General features: G+C 70.7%; 18 protein-coding genes. 9 read left to right on the forward strand and 9 right to left on the reverse strand.

Features of this window, described 5'->3' with window-relative positions; translation table 11 throughout:
* Window positions 1–345: 345 nt before the first annotated feature.
* The 6 genes from V3W47_RS01500 (at window position 346) to V3W47_RS01525 (ending at window position 5,231) form a co-directional block, all read left to right on the forward strand.
* Entirely contained in the window at window positions 346–789 is a 444-nt protein-coding gene (locus V3W47_RS01500; protein ID WP_331823373.1) for a DMT family transporter, read from the forward strand.
* Window positions 790–1,095: 306 nt separating this feature from the next.
* Window positions 1,096–1,776 (forward strand): bis(5'-nucleosyl)-tetraphosphatase (symmetrical) YqeK, encoded by a 681-nt coding sequence (gene yqeK / locus V3W47_RS01505; RefSeq protein WP_331823374.1) that lies wholly within the window; start codon window positions 1,096–1,098, stop codon window positions 1,774–1,776.
* Entirely contained in the window at window positions 1,773–3,071 is a 1,299-nt protein-coding gene (locus tag V3W47_RS01510) for an LCP family protein (protein WP_331823375.1), read from the forward strand. Before yqeK ends, V3W47_RS01510 begins: the two co-directional genes overlap by 4 nt.
* Window positions 3,068–3,448, forward strand: a complete 381-nt coding sequence (gene rsfS / locus V3W47_RS01515) for a ribosome silencing factor (RefSeq protein ID WP_331823376.1) — start codon at window positions 3,068–3,070, stop codon at window positions 3,446–3,448. The genes V3W47_RS01510 and rsfS overlap by 4 nt, the downstream gene beginning before the upstream one ends.
* A gap of 125 nt (window positions 3,449–3,573) precedes the next feature.
* Window positions 3,574–4,263, forward strand: a complete 690-nt coding sequence (locus tag V3W47_RS01520) for a response regulator transcription factor (RefSeq protein WP_331823377.1) — start codon at window positions 3,574–3,576, stop codon at window positions 4,261–4,263.
* Entirely contained in the window at window positions 4,260–5,231 is a 972-nt protein-coding gene (locus tag V3W47_RS01525; RefSeq protein WP_331823378.1) for a sensor histidine kinase, read from the forward strand. Before V3W47_RS01520 ends, V3W47_RS01525 begins: the two co-directional genes overlap by 4 nt.
* Window positions 5,232–5,352: 121 nt before the next feature.
* On the opposite strand, the gene V3W47_RS01530 is transcribed toward V3W47_RS01525, so the two are convergent.
* Window positions 5,353–6,021 carry a WGxxGxxG-CTERM domain-containing protein gene (locus tag V3W47_RS01530; RefSeq protein ID WP_331823379.1) on the reverse strand — a complete coding sequence of 223 codons (669 nt, stop codon included), beginning with the start codon at window positions 6,019–6,021 and terminating at the stop codon, window positions 5,353–5,355.
* A gap of 47 nt (window positions 6,022–6,068) precedes the next feature.
* A complete protein-coding gene (locus V3W47_RS01535; RefSeq protein WP_331823380.1) occupies window positions 6,069–7,001 on the reverse strand; it encodes a PRC and DUF2382 domain-containing protein in 933 nt (310 codons plus the stop codon).
* A 267-nt stretch (window positions 7,002–7,268) separates the two neighbouring features.
* On the opposite strand from V3W47_RS01535, the gene phoU reads away from it, so the two are divergent.
* Window positions 7,269–7,967: a phosphate signaling complex protein PhoU gene (phoU, locus tag V3W47_RS01540; protein ID WP_331823381.1), complete on the forward strand. Its 699-nt coding sequence runs from the start codon at window positions 7,269–7,271 to the stop codon at window positions 7,965–7,967.
* 78 nt (window positions 7,968–8,045) lie between these two features.
* Here the strand turns inward: phoU and truA are convergent, their stop codons facing one another.
* Complete coding sequence (gene truA / locus V3W47_RS01545) at window positions 8,046–8,864, reverse strand: tRNA pseudouridine(38-40) synthase TruA (RefSeq protein WP_331823382.1); 819 nt, start codon at window positions 8,862–8,864, stop codon at window positions 8,046–8,048.
* A 253-nt stretch (window positions 8,865–9,117) separates the two neighbouring features.
* Between truA and V3W47_RS01550 the strand changes: the two genes are divergently transcribed.
* Window positions 9,118–10,053 carry a peptidoglycan DD-metalloendopeptidase family protein gene (locus V3W47_RS01550; protein WP_331823383.1) on the forward strand — a complete coding sequence of 312 codons (936 nt, stop codon included), beginning with the start codon at window positions 9,118–9,120 and terminating at the stop codon, window positions 10,051–10,053.
* Entirely contained in the window at window positions 10,050–10,298 is a 249-nt protein-coding gene (locus tag V3W47_RS01555; RefSeq protein WP_331823384.1) for a hypothetical protein, read from the forward strand. Before V3W47_RS01550 ends, V3W47_RS01555 begins: the two co-directional genes overlap by 4 nt.
* Window positions 10,299–10,385: 87 nt before the next feature.
* Here the strand turns inward: V3W47_RS01555 and surE are convergent, their stop codons facing one another.
* The 6 genes from surE to V3W47_RS01585 all read right to left on the reverse strand — a co-directional run bounded on the left by surE (window position 10,386) and on the right by V3W47_RS01585 (window position 16,888).
* Window positions 10,386–11,171, reverse strand: a complete 786-nt coding sequence (gene surE / locus V3W47_RS01560; RefSeq protein ID WP_331823385.1) for a 5'/3'-nucleotidase SurE — start codon at window positions 11,169–11,171, stop codon at window positions 10,386–10,388.
* A 264-nt stretch (window positions 11,172–11,435) separates the two neighbouring features.
* Window positions 11,436–11,846, reverse strand: coding sequence for a hypothetical protein (locus tag V3W47_RS01565; RefSeq protein WP_331823386.1), 411 nt, complete (start codon window positions 11,844–11,846; stop codon window positions 11,436–11,438).
* An 81-nt stretch (window positions 11,847–11,927) separates the two neighbouring features.
* Window positions 11,928–12,614, reverse strand: coding sequence for a YqhA family protein (locus V3W47_RS01570; RefSeq protein ID WP_331823387.1), 687 nt, complete (start codon window positions 12,612–12,614; stop codon window positions 11,928–11,930).
* Window positions 12,615–12,716: 102 nt separating this feature from the next.
* The gene (locus V3W47_RS01575) at window positions 12,717–13,145 is read right to left on the reverse strand and encodes a hypothetical protein (protein ID WP_331823388.1); all 429 of its coding nucleotides are present in this window, start codon (window positions 13,143–13,145) and stop codon (window positions 12,717–12,719) included.
* A complete protein-coding gene (locus V3W47_RS01580; RefSeq protein ID WP_331823389.1) occupies window positions 13,142–14,956 on the reverse strand; it encodes an ATP-binding cassette domain-containing protein in 1,815 nt (604 codons plus the stop codon). Before V3W47_RS01580 ends, V3W47_RS01575 begins: the two co-directional genes overlap by 4 nt.
* Before the next feature lie 117 nt (window positions 14,957–15,073).
* Window positions 15,074–16,888, reverse strand: coding sequence for an ABC transporter ATP-binding protein (locus tag V3W47_RS01585; protein ID WP_331823390.1), 1,815 nt, complete (start codon window positions 16,886–16,888; stop codon window positions 15,074–15,076).
* Window positions 16,889–17,323: the final 435 nt, after the last annotated feature.

Here is a 17,323-nt window from a genome sequence, read left to right on the forward strand (position 1 = left end):
GGAGCTTTGTTTGTGGGGATTGGGCGGTTGGGGTGGTCACACACCCCCTCACCCCGGCCCTCTCTGCAAGCAGCTCTACGAGTCCCACGAGGGGAGAGGGAGAAGAACAGCAAAAGCTCCTGCTCTCCAAAAACCGTCGCTCTCGACGGCCAATGCTTGCCCGTGAGTAGACGACCCATGCCACCACCACGTCGGCTCACGGAGCGAGACGGTGGGCGAGCGACTGGGACGCAGCAAGATCAAACCTTGCCACGCCGAGAACCCGTCTACGGGCGCAGTCAACAGGCCCTTTGCCTAGCGCAGCGCCACTCCCCCTGCCCCCTCCCACCCGAGTAAGCTCCCCCCATGCTCTGGCTCCCCGTCCTCCTGGCCCTCCTTGCGGGGGCCGTCGTGCCCCTCCAGGCGTCCGCCAACGCCCGCCTCGCCCTCGCCGCCGGACACCCGGCCTGGGGCGCGCTCACCAACGCCCTCCTGACGGCCACGCTGCTGGGAACCTTCGTGCTGCTCTTCCGGCCCGGCCACCCGGCAGGCCTGCTCCAGAACAGTCCGCCGTGGTGGGCGTGGCTCGGCGGGGCCTTCGGGGCCGCCTACCTCCTCGGCCTGACTGCCCTCGCGCCGCGTCTGGGCACGGCCACCCTCCTGAGCCTGATCGTGCTGGGGCAACTCCTCGTCGCGGGCGTGCTGGAGCATTTCGGGTGGCTCGGCGTGCGGCAACATGCGCTCTCGCCGGGGCGGCTGCTGGGGTTGACGCTGGTGGTGCTGGGGGTCGTGCTGGTGCGGAGGTTTTGAGGGAGCCGTCAGCCGTCAGCTCTCAGCAGGCCGGACCGTGAGGGGGAGGAGAGAGAACGGAGCCTGGATGAGACCTCCTTCAAACGTCGCAGAAGGCAGAAAGCGGAAGGCTGACCCCGCGTTCCCCACGCCTGGTGGCCTCCGCCTTCGACCTTCTGCTCCCCAGCGCCCACGTTCACAGGAGGCCAATGGAACCTCCCCCTCCCCCTCCCGAAATGGAAGCGCTACCGTTTTTCAAGTCCAGATGTACCCGCCGGGCGGGGTGTATAGTCCGCGCATGGTGTGGCACATCACCGGCGTAGCCATATGATCGCCCAACTGTTGGAGCTGAGACACCCGCTGGCCGAACTCGTCGGTTGGGACGACCGGGTGCGGCTGATGGTCCGCCCGCGCCGCTATGAGCATGTGCTGCGGGTGGCCGAACTCGCCTGCCGGATCGCCCGCGCGAACGGGCTGGACGAGGCGCGGGCCTACGCGGCGGGGCTGCTGCACGACATCGCCCGCGACCTGCCCGACGTCGAACTCCTGCGCCTCGCGCCGCCCGAGTGCGCCATCGACGCCGCGCATCCGCTCGCCCTGCACGGGCGGGCCGCCCGCGTGTTGCTCGAACGCTGGGGCTACCGCGACCCGGTGGTGCTGGAGGCGGTGGAGGACCACACGACCGGCCCGCGCGGGGGCAATCCGGTCGCCGACTGCGTGTACATCGCCGACGTGTCCGAGCCGGGGCGTGGCGTGAACGACGACCTGCGCGAACTCGCCCTGCACGACCTGCCCACGGCGCTGAGCGGGGCCATCGTCTCGAAGGTGACGTACCTGCAAGGGCGCGGGATCACGGTGCATCCGCGCACCCTGCGGGCCTACCACGCGCTGCCCTGCGTGCGGCAGGCGCTCGCGGAGGGGGAGGGGCCGCTGCCCACCCGGCCCGACCCGGCGCAGACGTTCGAGCGGCCCCCGCGTCGACGCCGCCCTTCCCGCCCGCACGCATGACCTATCCCGCGTCCCGGCGCTCCCTCGCCCGGCTGCGCGCCCTGCAAGTCGCGGGGCTGAGCCTCTCCGCGCTGTCGCTGGGAGGCTTCGCGGTGCTGAGTGCGCCCGGCTCCGCCCCCATGAGTGTGTCGGTGCCGCAGGGAGGCGTGCCGCGTTTCACGTTGCTGCTCGCCGGGCGGGACATCGTGTACTGCGCCTACCGCACCCCCTGCCGGGACCAGGAGCAGCGCACGGGCCTCTTCCAGCCGCCGAACACCGACACGCTGATGCTCGTGCGGGTGGACGCCGGGCGCGTGAGCGTGCTGAGCATCCCGCGCGACACGAACGTGGGGGAGTTCGACCCGCAGGGGTCCATCGCCGCCCAGAAGGTGAACAGCCAGTACTGGTCGGGTGGCCCGGAGGCCCTCACCCGCGCGGTGGAGACGATCACCGGGGAGCGGGTGGACGGCTACGTCGTCGTCCGCACCGACTACGTGGCGCGGGTGATCGACGCGCTGGGCGGGCTGGACGTGACGGTCCCGGAGGGCGGCATCGAGTGGATCGACCAGGCGGCGGGCGTGGACCTGCGGCTCCCGGCGGGGAACCACCACCTCGCCGGGGAGCAGGCCGTGCTGTTCCTGCGGGTCCGCAAGGGCTTCGGGGACGACTACGGGCGCATCGACCACCAGAAGCAGGCGCTGACCCAGCTCGCCGGGCGGCTGAGGTCGCCACGGGGAGTCGCGGCCCTGCCCACCATCGTCGGGGGCATCGGCGACGGGGTGGAGACGAACGCCGATCCGGGGCTGCTCCCCAGCCTGCTTCCGCACCTGCCGGGGCTGCGGCTCACCTTCGCCACGCTGCCCACGCGGCCCATCGAGGGCACCTTCAACCTCGCGGCGGACCGGGAGGCGCTCGCCCGGCTGTGGGGTCAGGGGGCCGAAGTCACGTCGACGGGAGTCGGAGCCGTCCCCGACGTGAGCGTGCGGGTGGTGGACGCGAGCGGCGCGAACCTCGGCCCCGGCCTGGAGCGGGCGCTGCGAACGCTGGGGTACGCCCAGGTGACGGTGGAGACGGCCCCCCCCAGCGGCGAGGCGAGCCAGACCTTCACGGGAACGAGCGTGGAGGCGGCGAACGAACTCGCGGGCGCATTGGGGCTGGCGCGGCTGCAAGGTGAGCGCTTCCCGGTCTCGGCGAACGAGGTCGGTATCCTGCTGGGGGCCGACGCCCGCACGAGCCTCGCCGCCCTCGCCGACCTGAGTGGCAGCCGGGGCGCGGGCCTCACCCTGAGCCGCACGCCCAATACGGAGACCCCATGACCCCAGCATCCACCGATCCCATCCAGACACAGCTCCGCGCCATCGTGGACGCCGCCCGTGAACGCCGCGCCGAGGACGTCGTTGTTCTCGACCTCACCGACGTGTCCTCCACCCTCGAATACTTCGTGATCTGCACGGCGACCGCCGGTTTGCAGCTCAACGCCGTTCAGGAAAATATCCGCAACAAGGCGCAGGAGGCGGGCCTGCCCCGTCCCAGCGTCGAGGGTCCCAGCGAGCGTTGGTTGCTGCTGGCCTTCGGCGGCAGCATCGTCGTCCACATCATGACGAAGGACGCCCGCGAGTATTACGACCTGGAAGGGTTGTGGAGCGACGCGCGGACGCTGAGCTTCCCGGAGCAGGCGACGGAAAGAGGCTAGAGTCTGTCAGCGGTCCGCCCCGACGAAGGGCGCAGGCCTCTGCTCTCGCGTCTCATTTGCTGACGGCTGACCGCTGACGGCTCCCCCTGACCCTCCCCTGACCTCCCCGCGCACAATGAAGCCCAATGAGCCATGTGGTCGTGATCGAGGATGAGGGCACCGTGCGGGAGGTGGTGCGGTTCCACCTGGAACGGGCCGGGCTGCGGGTGAGCGCGTTCGGGTCGGTGCGGGAGGCCGAGGGCCAGCTCGGGACGGCGGACGCCCTCGTGCTCGACTGGATGCTGCCGGGCGAGAGCGGGCTGGGGCTGCTGCGCCGCCTGCGCGCCGACCCCGAGCGGCGGCGGCTGCCCGTCCTGATGCTGACCGCGCGGGCGGCGGAGGCCGAGCGGGTCGAGGGGCTGGAGTCGGGAGCCGACGATTACCTGACGAAGCCCTTCAGCGCCGCCGAACTCGTGGCGCGGGTGCGGGCGCTGCTGCGGCGCTCGCTGCCCGACACGCCGCCCCTGCTGAACAACGGGCCGCTGGGCATGGACCTCGGGGCCGCCGACGCGCGGCTCTCGGGGGCGCGGCTACACCTCACCCGTCGCGAGTTCGACCTGCTGGCCTTCCTCACCCAGAACGCGGGGCGGGTCTACTCGCGCACCGAGCTGCTCGACCGGGTGTGGGGGGCCGACTTCCTGGGCGGCGAGCGCACGGTGGACCAGCACGTGACCCAGTTGCGCGCCCACCTCGGCGACGACCCGGCGCGGCCCCGCTTTCTGGAGACGGTGCGCGGCAAGGGCTACCGGATGCGCCCCTGGACGGAGGAGGGATGACGGACGCGCCGCCCCTCTCCCTGCCCGACGCCTGGATGGACGCGTTGCCACAGGCGGTGCTGCTGTTCCGGTCGGGCAGTCCCCATGACATCACCGTGACGCGGGTGAACGCCGCCGCCGCGCGGCTGTGGGGGGTGCCGCAGGAGCGCGCGGCGGGGCGGCCCATCCTGGAGGTCGTGCGCCGTCACACGCTGGAGGCGCTGGCCGAGCGCGGCGGCGAACTGGAGCTGGAGGCGAGCGGGCGCACCCTGCGCTGCACGGCCACCCGCACGGACGATGGGGGGGCGCTGATCGTGGAGGACGTGACCGAGCACCGCCGCCGCGAGGCCGAGTTGCGCGAGGCGACCGCCGTCCTCTCGCACGAGTTCCGCACGCCCGTCACGGGGCTGCGCGGGGTGCTGGAGGCGCTTGAGTACGACATGCCGCCCGATCTCGCGCAGAGCTTCGTACGGCAGGGCTTGCAGGAGGTCGAGCGCCTCGCCCGCCTCGTGGAGGACCTCGCCGTGGGGTTCCGGCCCACCCGCGCCCGCACCCTGCCCCTCGCCGAGACCTTCGCCCGCGCCGAGCGGCTCCTCGCCCCCGAGCTGACCTCCCGACGGGCCACCCTGAGCTTTGGGTCGGATCACCTCGTCCGCGCCGACCCCGACAAGCTGCTGCAGGTGCTCCTCAACCTGATCGAGAACGCGCTGAGGTACGGCCCGCCCGGCGGCCCCGTCGAGGTGGAGACCGCCCGGCGCGGCACCTGGGTCGAGGTGGCCGTCCTCGACCACGGCGGGCCGCTGGAGGAGACCGACGGCCTCTTCCGCGCGCACACGCGGGGCCGCCACGCCACCGGGCAGGGCAGCGGCATGGGCCTGTATATCGTCCGCAGCATCGTCCACGGCTGGGGCGGGCAGGCGTGGACGGAGCGGCGCGGGGAGCGCAACGCCTTTTGCTTCACGCTGCCGGGGGGCAATGGGACCGGGTGAGGGACAGCAGGGGAGAACGGCCAGCGGCCAGCCGCCAGAATGACAGGGCGACTTGCCCCCTTCCAAACACAAGAAAGAGGAGGAGCACCCTCGCTCCCCCTCCCCTGTTCTTCGACGGTGGTTAGCGGCGTGGGCCGTCGGTCGGGCCGCCGAGCTTGACCTCGGTGCGCGCCGCGTTGCCACTCCGGCCCGCCAGCCCCGCGAGGCCGATGAGGCCCAGCAGACCCCAGGGGAAGCCCCGGTTGCCCTGCTGCTCGTTGCCCGCCACGCCGTCGCTCTCGCTGGTGGTGGTCACGGCGTCGTTCTCGACCGCCGTCGCGTCGGTGGAGGTGGTGTCGGTCGCCGTGTCGGTGGCCCCGGCGGCGTCGGGGGCCGTATCCGTCGCGCCCGCCGCCGCGTCTGCCGCGTCCGTGGCCGCGTCGGTGGCGGCACCCTCCGCCCCGGCGGCGGCGTCGGTCGCCTCATCACCCTGAACCTCGTTCCCGGCAGCCCCATCGCTCTCGGTCTCGGTGGTGATGGCGTCGTTCTCTACACCTGCCGCCGCATCGGTGGCCGTGTCCGCCGCGTCCGTGGCCGCGTCGGTGGCGGCGTCCGCAGCTCCAGTAGCGGCGTCAGTGGCCGCATCGGCGGCTCCAGTGGCGGCGTCCGTCGCCGTGTCCACCGCGCCCGCCGCCGCGTCCGTGGCCGTATCTGTGGCTGTGGTCGCCGCGTCATCCGTCTGGGCCGTGGCCGTGACAGGCAGGGCGACGAGGGCGAGGGCGAGGGTCAGGTGTCGGATTCTCAGGCTCATGGTGTTCTCCGGGGAGTTGAAGGAAAGGGGGCGAGGATGAGTGCCGCTCAGCTCTGGTTGTCCCGGCGCTCGTCGCCGTCGCGCAGAACCTGCACGTCGCCCGTCTGGTTGACCTCCAGCACCTCGCGGCCCACGGTGTCGGTCACGGTCTGCTGCTCGGTCACGGTGCGCTTGCCGACCTCGACCTCCTCGGTCACGAAGGCCTGCTTGCTGACGTTGGCCCGCTCGGCCTCCAGGTCCACACGCACGGTCTCGCTCCCGGCGCTCAGCATCACGTCGCCCTCCACGGGCCGCGCGTCGGTGACGGCGTGGCGCTCGATCACGACCTCCTCGCGCTGCACGGGGACGTTCACCGTCTCCTGGTGCGTCTCCACGCGCTTGCCGATCTGCACACTTCCGGCGAGGTACTTCTCCTTGTTGACCGTCAGGCGCTCTTCGAGGAGCTGGAGGCGTTCGGGCGTCCTGAACATGCGCTCCCTGGCCTCGCGGTCGTAGGAGCCGCTCGCGGTTCCCGCGCCCACTGCCCCCGTCGCCGCCGTGCCCATCGCCGCGTCGCCCATCGTGGTGCCGGCAACGGTGGAGGTCGTGGTCGTCGTGGTCGTGCTCATGTCGGTGCCCCTGCCGCGCAGCATCCGCTCGTCGCTCTCCTGGAGGTCGAAGGTGTACTCCTCGTCCTCGCTGTAGCGGTGCATGGAGCCGAGCTGCGCCGAGGTCAGGCCATCGAAGTACACGCCGTCGTTCTCGACGCGCGCCAGGCCGATGGGGATGATGACTGCCCCGTTGAGGCTGCCGTTGTCGTTGTCCACGATCAGGTAGCGAATCTTGCCCTGGTCGTCGTCCACGAGGACATCCCGGACGGTGCCCATCTGCTGGCCTCCCGAGACGTAGGCAGTGGCACCCACGGGGTTGTACATCCCCGAATCCTGAAAGTCGGCGCTGTTGCGGCTGGAAATATCGGACAGGCGGTGAAGGTGCGGCATGATCTCTCCTTTGGTGGAACTGATTTGCGTTCGGGGTCATTGTGCGAAATACGACTTCCGCTTGTCTGAGAAAGCTCAGGTAAAACTGGAAAACTAACGCCGTCTGAAGCCCAAGCCAACGCGGGGTTAACGCCGGGCCTTCCTGAGAGGAGTTCTCCCCCCGCTTCCAACGGTGGGGAGGGCGGGCGAAGGGTCATTCCCATCGTCCATCACAGTTCCATGACCTACCCGCTCCCTCGCGGTGGTACGTTCCTGACAGGAGTGCCCATGCGTGAAGCCCTGGAGACCGACCTGCGCGCCGTGCTTGGCGGTGCCCTCAACATGCTCGGCACGGTCGAGCGGATGCTGCCCATCGCCGGAGACGTGCTGCTGAACGCCCGCCCGGAGCGGCTCGACGAGGTGCGGGCCATCGACCGCGAGGTGGACGCTCAGGAGGCGAGACTCGAGGCCGAATGCCTGCGGGTGATCGCGCTGCATCAACCCGTCGCACGTGACCTGCGGATGGTGGCCCTCATCCTCAAGAGCCTCTCGGACATCGAGCGGATGGGCGACTACCTCGTTCACGTCGCCGCCGACGGGGCCGAACTCGCGCAGGCCCCGGCCCTGAAGCGGTATGTCAGCCTCGCGCGGATGCTCACCCGGCTGGAGGAGATGAGCCAGAACCTCCGCACGGCGATGGAGGGCCGCGACGTGACCCGCGCCGAGGCGACCCTGAGAATGGACGACGAGGTGGACGACCTGTACGAGCAGGTTCAGCGCGAACTCGTCACCTACATGCTGGAAGACCCCCGCAACATCAGCAAGGCCCTGACCCTGATGCGCGTGGGCCGCAGCCTGGAGCGCGTCGGCGACCATATGGAGAACGTGGCCGAGCGGGTGCGCTACTGGGTGACGGGGCAGCGGGAGGCGGAAGGGGAGGGGCAGGAGGCGGAAGGTCGACCCTTGCAGTCGCTTAGGCTGGGGTGAGAGAAGTGCGGCACCCGTGACGACAGGCCGGACCCCACGGCGGGCCGAGCAGGACCCCAACCTCCCCGCCCTGGGCCGCTAGCCCTCCCCAATCTCCACCCCGAGGCCCGCGTAGCTCGCGCCCGCGAAGGTCAGCCCGTGCGCGGGCACGTTCGCCCCGGCGTGCGCCCGCATGCCGCCGGCGAGGATGGCGGCCACCTCCCTCTCCTCCAACCTTCCGCCCCCGACGAGGAGCAACGTGCCGACGAGTCCCCGGACCATGTGGCGCAGAAAGCTCTCGCCCGCCACATGGACCTCCCACACCCGCCCACCCGTGACGGCGGGTCCGGGCCGCACCGTCAGGGCGCGCAGTTCCCGCACCGTCTGGCGGTCCTCGCGGGTGGCGAAGGCGGCGAAGTCGTGGGTGCCGATGAGGGCGGCGGCGGCGCGGTTCATCGCCTCCACGTCGAGGGGACCGGACACGTGGAGCGCCCGATCCGCCCAGAGGGGGTGCCGCTGCGGCGCGGCAAGCAAGCGGTAGACGTACCGCCGCTCGGTACAGGAGAAACGGGCGTGGAACCCGGCGGGCGCGGGCACGGCGTCCAGCACGGCCACGGTGGGGGGCAGGTGCGCGTTCAGGGCGCGGGCGAGACGGTCAGGTGGGACACGGAAGCCGGGCGGCACGTCCAGATGAACGGGCATCGCGTCCGCGTGAACCCCGGCATCCGTGCGTCCTGCCGCGACAGGACGGGCGGCCCCCTCCCCTCCAAGCCGCGCGCGGGCGGCGTCGAGCGTCTCCTGCACGCTCGGCGCGTTCGCCTGGGCCTGCCAGCCCACGAAGTCCGCGCCGTCCCACGCCACGGTCAGCCGCAGGCGGGTGAACCCCTCCGGTGGCGTGAAGACGGGCCGTTCGGTCATGGGGGGAGGGTAACGCGCTGCCCCCCATCCATCCTCCCTGTAAGCAACTTACACATCCTGCTCATGATGAGGCAAAGACTGATGAACACGAGGATTTCGTCCGTCTCCCCCGCCCCAGGAGTGGGAACGAGAAGCGAAGAAGGCGTTGCAGAGCCGTTTTTCAACCCCAAGCCCTGTCAATGGGTGAACAGTACGTCCAGGACGCCGAATTCTTCACATGTGCTTCTTACCCCCCCCGGTTAGGGTAAGGCCCGTGAAGTTGCCTCTCATCAAATGCCCCTCGCTCCGGCGGACGGTCGCCTGCCTGACTCTGACGGTGGCCGGGCTGTCGAGCGCCGCGACGACTTACCGGGTACAGCCCGGCGACAACCTGACCGTGATCGCGCGCCGCACAGGTGTGACCGTCGCCGCCCTGAAGGCCGCGAATCCGGGCCTGCGCGACGCCAACCACGTGCAGGCGGGCCGAAGCATCCACCTCCCGGACCGCCGTTCGTCTGCGGCCCGCCCGGTCGCCGCTCGTCCAGCCACCTCCCGGATGAACACGGGCACCCACCGGGTCAGGCGCGGCGAGAACCTGACGGTGATCGCCCGGCGGTACGGCGTCACGCTCGCGGCGCTGCTGCGGGCCAACCCGACGCTCGACGCCCGCCGCGCGCTGTGGGCCGGGGCGACCGTCCGCCTTCCGGGGCGAAACGGGGGTGGCGTCACGACCTCCCACCCCGCCAACCGCACCTCCGGGGCGACGGTCCGCACGGCGTCGATTCGGGTCAGTCCTGCGCCCGGCGCGGCCTCGGCGGGCGAGTGGCTGTGGCCGGTGCCGGGCTACCGGGGCATCACGAGCGACTTCGGTCCGCGCGTCCTCGGCGGCGAGCGCGAGCTACATCTGGGGGTGGACATCCTCGCGCCGCACGGAACGACGGTGCGCGCCGCCCGCTCGGGCCGCGTCATCGAGTCGCGCGCCGACTTCGAACGCGGCTGGGGCTGGACGGTCGTGCTGGAGCACCCGGACGGTTGGATCACCCGCTACGCGCACCTCAGCGCGACGCTCGCCCGCACCGGGGAACTCGTCACCGCCGGGCAGCCTATCGGGCGCGTCGGCAACACGGGCCGCACCACGGGCACCCACCTGCACTTCGGCACCTACCTGCGCTGGGACCCCAAAGACCCCCTCACCCTCTACAGCGAATGAGCGCGGGAAGGGCAGTCCGCTGGGTCCATTATGCCGAGGCACGCGGCGAGACGGCCCGGCGGGAGTTGGGGGCGCTTCTGGACGCCCTCCCCGCCCTGCCCGGCTTCGTCGGCGCGGAACTTCTCGTCAGCCCGGCACAACCCGGCCTCGTCCTCGTGGCGAGCCGCTGGGCGGGGGACGTGCCCGCGTTGCCGTTACCGGAGAGCGTGCGGTCGTGGACGTTCGAGGTGCTGGAGGGGCGGTGAACGAGAGGGCGGGCAGGGGTGTCTGCTCTTCTGCCAGGAACGATTGGACCAGCGTCAACCCACCTTCAATCACGTCGAAGTCTTCCCTCACACCCCCGGCACGTACCCCCCCACCTCGGCGAGCAGGTCGCGGGCGGTGAGGTCGAGGCGGACGGGCGTGACGCTGATCAGCCCGGCATGGACGGCCCCGTAGTCGGTCGTGTCGTCGTCGGCGTCGGCGGCGGTGCTGGTGCCCGCGACCCAGTGGTACTCGCGGCCCTCGGGGTCTTGGCGGGTGACGAGGGTGTCCTCCCAGCGGTGCTCGCCCACGCGGGTGACGCGGACGCCACGCGGCGGGGTGCGCGGGAAGTTGACGTTGAGGAGCACACGTGGCGGCAGACCGCGCGCCAGCACCTCGGCCACCAGCCGCGCCGCGTAGGCCGCGCCGGGCGCGAAGTCGTACTCGCCGTCCGTGCCGCTCTGCTGGCTGAAGGCGACCGACGGCACCCCCAGCGCCAGCCCCTCGAACGCCGCCGCCACCGTCCCCGAATGCGTGAGGTCGTCGCCGAGATTGGACCCCAGGTTGATGCCGCTCACGACGAGATCGGGACGCCCAAGCAGGTGCGTCGCCAGCACCACGCAGTCGGCGGGGGTGCCGTCCACCCGGTAGGCCGGAATGTCCCCGAAGCCCGCCGCCGCCGTGTGCTTGAACCGCAGGGGACGCCGGATCGTGATGCCGTGCCCGACCGCCGACTGCTCCACGTCCGGCGCGGCCACCACCACATCCCCGACGCCTTGCAGCGCGAACGCCAGCGCCTTGATGCCGGGGGAAAAGATGCCGTCGTCGTTGGCGACAAGGATGCGGGGGCGGGCGGGTGATCCGGTGTCGGTCATGGCGGCCAGGGTAATGCTCAGGGGTCGGGGTGGCGTTCACATGGGCCGCCGTTCGGAAGACGAGGGAGGGTTGGGCGTCTATTTTCTGGGGACGCCTTGCCCGTTCACCCCCTCCCAGCCTCCCTCCTCAAGGGGGAGGGGCAAAAGAAACCACCTGTGGACTTTGACTTTTACTTCTCGTTCCAGAGAAATCAGCGTCCCAGCTTGCTCCTGGCGACTGGAAGCTGGCGACTGGCGACCCGTCCTCAAGGCCCGCCACCCAAGTCAGTACGCCACGCCCCCCCGTTTGAACTGGAAGCCCGTCTTCGTGAAGACCACCATCACGGTGCGGCCCTCGGCCTTGAAGTTCAGTTCGGAGTTCTGGAAGGTTCCCGACTCGCTGACACAGGTTGCGTGGAGGTTGTAGGCACGGCCCTTCACGAAGCGGGGGAGGGTCTTGTTGCCCTTGCTGGTCGCCTTGACTTCTCCACTCGGCAGGACCACGGCCTCGGTGCTGAGCCTGCCGCCCTCGAAGACCTGCACACGGACGCCCCGGCACGGCGAGGGGGCGTCGTTGATCGCCAATAGACCGTCGAGGGCGAAGGAGGACGCATCGGCGGGCGTGCCGAGCGTACCGAGAGCGATCACCAGGGCGGACCATCTCCCCTGGCCGGAGAGCCAGTTCCTCTTGTACATACACCCAGGGTAGGGAGGCAGTCCATTCAACTCTCTTACTGTCCGCCGGGGGGATGGGCTTCATCCGCGCTCCTTCGTCCGCTACTCCGCCCCCTCCTCGGCGTCCACCTTGCCCTGCGCCTTGGCCTCGGTCGCCCGCTCGGCGCGGCGCACGTCGGTCTCCCGAATCTCGCGCTGCTCGCTGTCGTGCTCGAACAGTTCGCGGCGGGCGCGCAGCTTGGCCTCCGGCTGCTGGAGGTCGCCGCCCTGCCCCCGATGCACGCGCTGGAAGAAGACCAGGGCACCTCCGGCCAGCGCCAGCGACCCGGCGAAATACAGCGTCTCCTGCGGATTGTCCCAGCGGATGAAGTGTTCGAGGAACGTCACCCCCAGGATCACGATGACCACCGACACCACCTTCTGCTCCAGGTCGGACAGGCTCTCCACACCCAGCGCGCTCGTCAGGTTGAGGGGTTGGACGAACAACGAGTACAGCCCCACCCCGATGATGTAGAACACGACGGCCTTGAGCATGGTGCTCACGACCTCCAGAAACTCCACCGCGAGCGTGCCCGACTGGCTGCCGATTCCTTCCCGGAAGGTGCCTTCCCACGACTCGTAGATCGTGACGAGGGCGAGCAGCGTGCCCTGGAGAAACAGGCTGAAGGACACCAGCAGCACGGCCACGACGGCGATCAGGACCACGAAGCGGGTGCGCCCGATGAGTTCGCTGAAATACTCGCGCTTGGAATCGGCGGTGTGATCGTGGGAGTGGGGACGGGGAGTCACGGCCCCATCATGCGCGCCGGGGCGAGTGCGGACGGTGGGTGAAGACCGGGTTGAGATGACGGGCGTCGGGTGGGACGAGTCGAGAGGGAGTCTTCCCGCCCGTCAGCCCGCCACCTCCCGCAGAAGTGCCCCGATCTCTGTGTCGTGCTGCACAGCGTCGAAGACGAACGGGCCGAAGCCGTCATAGGACCACGTTTCCCGTCGGTGCGGTTGCTCGAATTCGCTCCAGATCACGCGCTCACCCTCACGGATAATGCGGGCTTGAAGAGGCCAGCACCCCCATTCCAAACATCCATCGCAGACGAGAAGATGGGCTTTCCATTCGCCAGGCACGAGCCACGCTTTCAAGAGATCGGCGGGCGACTCCTGCAAACCGGCGTACTGTCCGGCCAGCTTCGGCTCTGGTGTATGCTCGGCCTCCCAATTCCGTACAAGCTCAATCAGGTTCGTACCGTCCACAAGGACTTCTACTTCACAACCTTCGTCGGCACCACCCGAAATCCAGCGCAGGTTCAGGGTATTCACAGTCACGCCCCCTCCCCCACGTCCTCCGCCCACAGCGCCCGCATCTCCGCGCTGCGCTCCAAGAGTTCGGGCAGGGTGCCCGTGTCGGTGACGCGGCCATGCTCCACGACGAGGATGCGGTCGGCGCGGGACAGGGCGGCCCGGCGGTGCGAGACGACGAGGCAGGTCGTGCCCTCCTCGCCGAAGAGGCCGTCCCACAGCGCGGCCTCGGTGCGGGCGTCGAGGGCGCTGGACACGTCGTCGAAGACGAGGAGGTCGGCGTGCTGGGCGAGCATCCGGGCGACCGCCGCGCGCTGCACCTGCCCGCCCGAGAGCTTGACCCCGCGCGCCCCCACCTCCGTCTCCAGCCCTGCCGGAAGCTCGGCGAGGTCGGGGTCGAGGACCGCCAGCCGCACCGCTCGCCCCAGCCGCGCCTCGTCCGCGCCCGTGAGGACGTTCGCGCGCAGGGAGTCGGAGAAGAGGTTGGGGAGCTGCGCCGTGTACGCGCTCCGGGGCGGCACGAGGAAGGTGGCGGGATCGCCGATCTCCTCGCCGTTCCAGAACACGCGCCCGCCCCCTCGCGGCAGCAGGCCGAGGAGCGCGCGGAGCAGGGTCGTCTTGCCGCTGCCGATGCGCCCGGTCACGACCACGAACTCGCCCCGGCGCACGGTGAGGCTCACGTCCTCCACGCCGAGGCCGCCGGGATGCCGGGCGCTCAGGCCCTCCACGCGCAGCTCCCGCAGGGGGAGGGGCCGGGGCGCGGCGGGTGGAGCGGGCGGCTCGTCGTGGAGGTGGATGGGGTGGTGGGCGACGACCGTTCCGTCGGGTGAGTCCTGAAGCAGCCGCTCCATCCGGTCGTAGCTGACCCCGGTGCGGCGGTGGCGGGCGATGGCGTCCCCGAAAAAGCCCATGCTGCGCGTCAGACGCGGAAGCAGGCCGAGGAAGAGCACGAAATCGGCCACGTCCATTCCGCCACCGCGCACCCGGCTCGCGCCGAGGAGCAGCACCAGCCCGACGACCACGTTCACCATGTTGGTGTTCACGCCCCGGATCAGCTCGGTGAGGAGCACGTCACGCAGGGCGGCGCGGCGGCGCACCTCGCCCAGCCCCTCCAGGTGCGCGACCATCTGGCCCTCGCGGGCGGCGAGCTTGACCGCCGAGACGGCCCCGAAGGTCTCGCCGATGAAGTCGGTCACGCGGCCCGTCGCCTCGCGCATCCGGCGGCGGTAGGCACGGATGCGGGGCGAGAGCCGCTGCACGAAGACGACCACGACCACCAGCGGCGCGCACACGAGCGCGGTGATCAGGGGGTCCACCCGCGCCATGAGCACGACGGCGATCAGCGAGAACGCCAGCAGGCCCGCCCCGTCCACCCAAACCTCGGTGTAGGCGGCCACGTCGTCCACGTCGTCGCGGAAGCGGCTCACCGCCTCGGCGGGCGTGTCGGGCAGGCGGCGCGAGCCGGGCGCGGTGAGGAGGTAGCCCAGCAGGTTGCGCCGCACGAGCGCGTCCAGCGTGTACCACAGCTCGATCCAGAACCGGAACCCCGCGTAGAAGACGCCGAAGCGCGCGAGTCTCACCACCGCGAACCACCCCACCGCCGCCCACGCCGCGAGGATGAGGGGGTCGGCAGGCTGCCCCGCCAGCCGGAGTTTGTCGGCCTCCTCCAGCCGCCCGAAGATGTCGCTCACCGCCACCGTCAGCAGCGCGGGCGAGGCGTGGACGAGGCCCCACAGGAAGAGGTTGAGGCCGAACAGGGCCGGACGGTAGGCGAACAGCCGCCCGGAGAGGGCGAGGGTGCGCTCGGGGGGGGTGGGGGTGGTCGGGGCAGAGGTCATGGGTGGCTCCGGGACGCGGTGAGTGGGGAGTGGTCAGTCGTCAGTGGGAAAGAAGACGGAGCAAAAGCGTTGGCGTTGGCGACGTTCTCCACGAACCACTGACCACTGACTGCCCCCTCACGCCAGCACCCCTTCCCCCTCCCGCTCCACCCCGGCACCCTCCTGTCCGGCCCGGAGCAGCGCCGCGTAGTGGCTGCGGGCGTCGCGGGCGAGGTCGGCACGGGGGCCGTCCTCCAGCACGCGGCCTCCGCCGAGGACGAGGATGCGGTCGGCGCGGGCGACGGTCTCCAGGCGGTGCGCGATGACGACGGCGGTGCGCCCGGCGAGGAGACGGGTCATCGCCTCGGTGAGCTGGGCCTCGGTGGCGGGGTCGAGGCGGCTGCTCGGCTCGTCGAGGATGATCACGGCGGGGTCGCGCAGCAGCACGCGGGCGAAGGCGAGGAGTTGCGCCTGCCCCGCGCTGAGGCTGCCCGTGGGAAGCGGGGTGCGGACGCCCTCGGGGAGGCGGTCGAGCCAGACGCCCAGCCCGACCTCACGCAACGCCGCCTCCACCCGCTCGTCGGGCACGCCAGGGTCGAAGAAGCTCAGGTTGTCGCGCACGCTCGCCTGAAAGAGCTGCACGTCCTGGGTGACGACCGCCACCCGTGAGCGCAGGCTGGCGAGCCGCACGTCACGGGTGTCCATCCCACCGAGCCGCACGTGTCCATCGGTCGGGTCGTACAGACGCGAGATCAGCCGCGTCAGGGTCGTCTTGCCGCTCCCGGTGCGCCCCAGCAGGCCGAGCGTCTGCCCGGCGGGGAGGTGGAAGCTCACCCCACTCAGGACCGGGCGGGCGGAGGGGTCCTCAGGTGTGTAGCTGAACGTCACGTCCTCGAAGCGGAGGTCGAGGGGGCCGGGCGGCAGGTCGCGCGTCCCCTCCCGCAGCCCCGAGCGCAGGGTCAGCAACTCACCCACCCGCACGACGCTGGCCGCCGCCTTCTGGAGGTCCTGAAGCTGCTGGGTGAGCTGGTCGATGGGTTCCTCCACCATGCTCATGTACTGGTAGAGGAGAAAGGCCGTCCCCAGCGTGATCGCGCCCGCCGCATACAGGCCGACCGCCACGCCCAGAACGGCCACGTACCCGGCGGCGAAGAGGCCCATGCTGACCTGCCACACCACGCTCCGACGCCGCCATGACCACGTGCTGCGGTGGAAGAACTCACGCTGCACCCGCAGGAAACCGCGCAGATGGTGTTCGCCCGCCCCCAGCGAGCGCACGTCGTCCAGGCCCGCCAGCCGCTCCTCCACGTAGCCGAAGAGGCCCGCGCTGCTCTCGCGCTCCAGCCGGGTCGGCTCCACGCCCGCCCGCCGCGTCCGGTTCAGCACCCAGAGCGTGACGGCGGCGAAGAGGCTCACGCCGAGGCCCACCCGCCAGTCCTCCAGCAGGAACATCACGAGCGCGCCGACGAGGAGGAGCGCCGCGCCGAACACCCGCACCGCGAACTGCGAGAAGAAGTTGCTCAGGGCCGTCACGTCGCCGTCTATGCGCTCGATCATCTCGCCGGGGGTGCGCTCCTTGTGCTCGCGCATGTCGAGCGAGAGCAGGTGCCGCATCAGGTCGGCGCGCAGGCGGTTGGTCGCCGTCCACCCCACCCGCGCCCCCACGTAGGTCGCCCCCGCCGTCAGGACCTGCACACCCACCCCGAGCGCGATGTATGCCCCGGCCAGCCGCACCAGCAGCCCCGCGTCCGCCCCCGCCCCGAGCTTCGCGCTGTCCACGAACTGCCGCAGCAGTTGCGGGAGGAGCAGGTTCAGGCCCGTGCTGGAGAGCAACAACACGGCGAGCGCGGCCACCTGCCATTTCAGCGGCCCCAGGTACTCGCGCAGCACGCCCACGGTCCCGGAACGCGGCGGGGACGGGTCGGTGGGTGAGGAGGAGGGCGCGCCTTGCATATCCCCCCAGGGTAGAGCGTTCGGGAGCGGGGAGCATCCGCCGAGTGGCGCAGTGACGAGGCTTCCCGAAGCAGGGCCTCAGCGCCAGAAGTTCATCGCCATCCGGGAGAAGTCGAACTGTCACCCCCGTTGTGTCGGATGAGGAGATGCGCGGCTTCCAACGAGTGCCGCCGCCGTCGGCGTCCACGAAACAGCCTCTGAAAGTTGCCTGAAGTCACAGCGTACCCGTGGAAGCCACAGTTCAGGCAGATCGAGTCAAAGACGTGCGAGCAAGCTGCTTACCGTTCTCGTCGTACTCGGCAATTTCCACACGAACGGCCTCAACCTTCGGGCAGGGATTTCCCCTCCTATCTCGGAAGTAGGCGACGGCGTAAGCTCCGCCCCGAGGCGTCGGCCCTGAGTGACGTTCACTGGTGGTCTCCATCAGGAAATCCA

Origin of the sequence: Deinococcus sp. YIM 134068 (assembly GCF_036543075.1) — a bacterium.
Classification (GTDB): domain Bacteria; phylum Deinococcota; class Deinococci; order Deinococcales; family Deinococcaceae; genus Deinococcus; species Deinococcus lichenicola.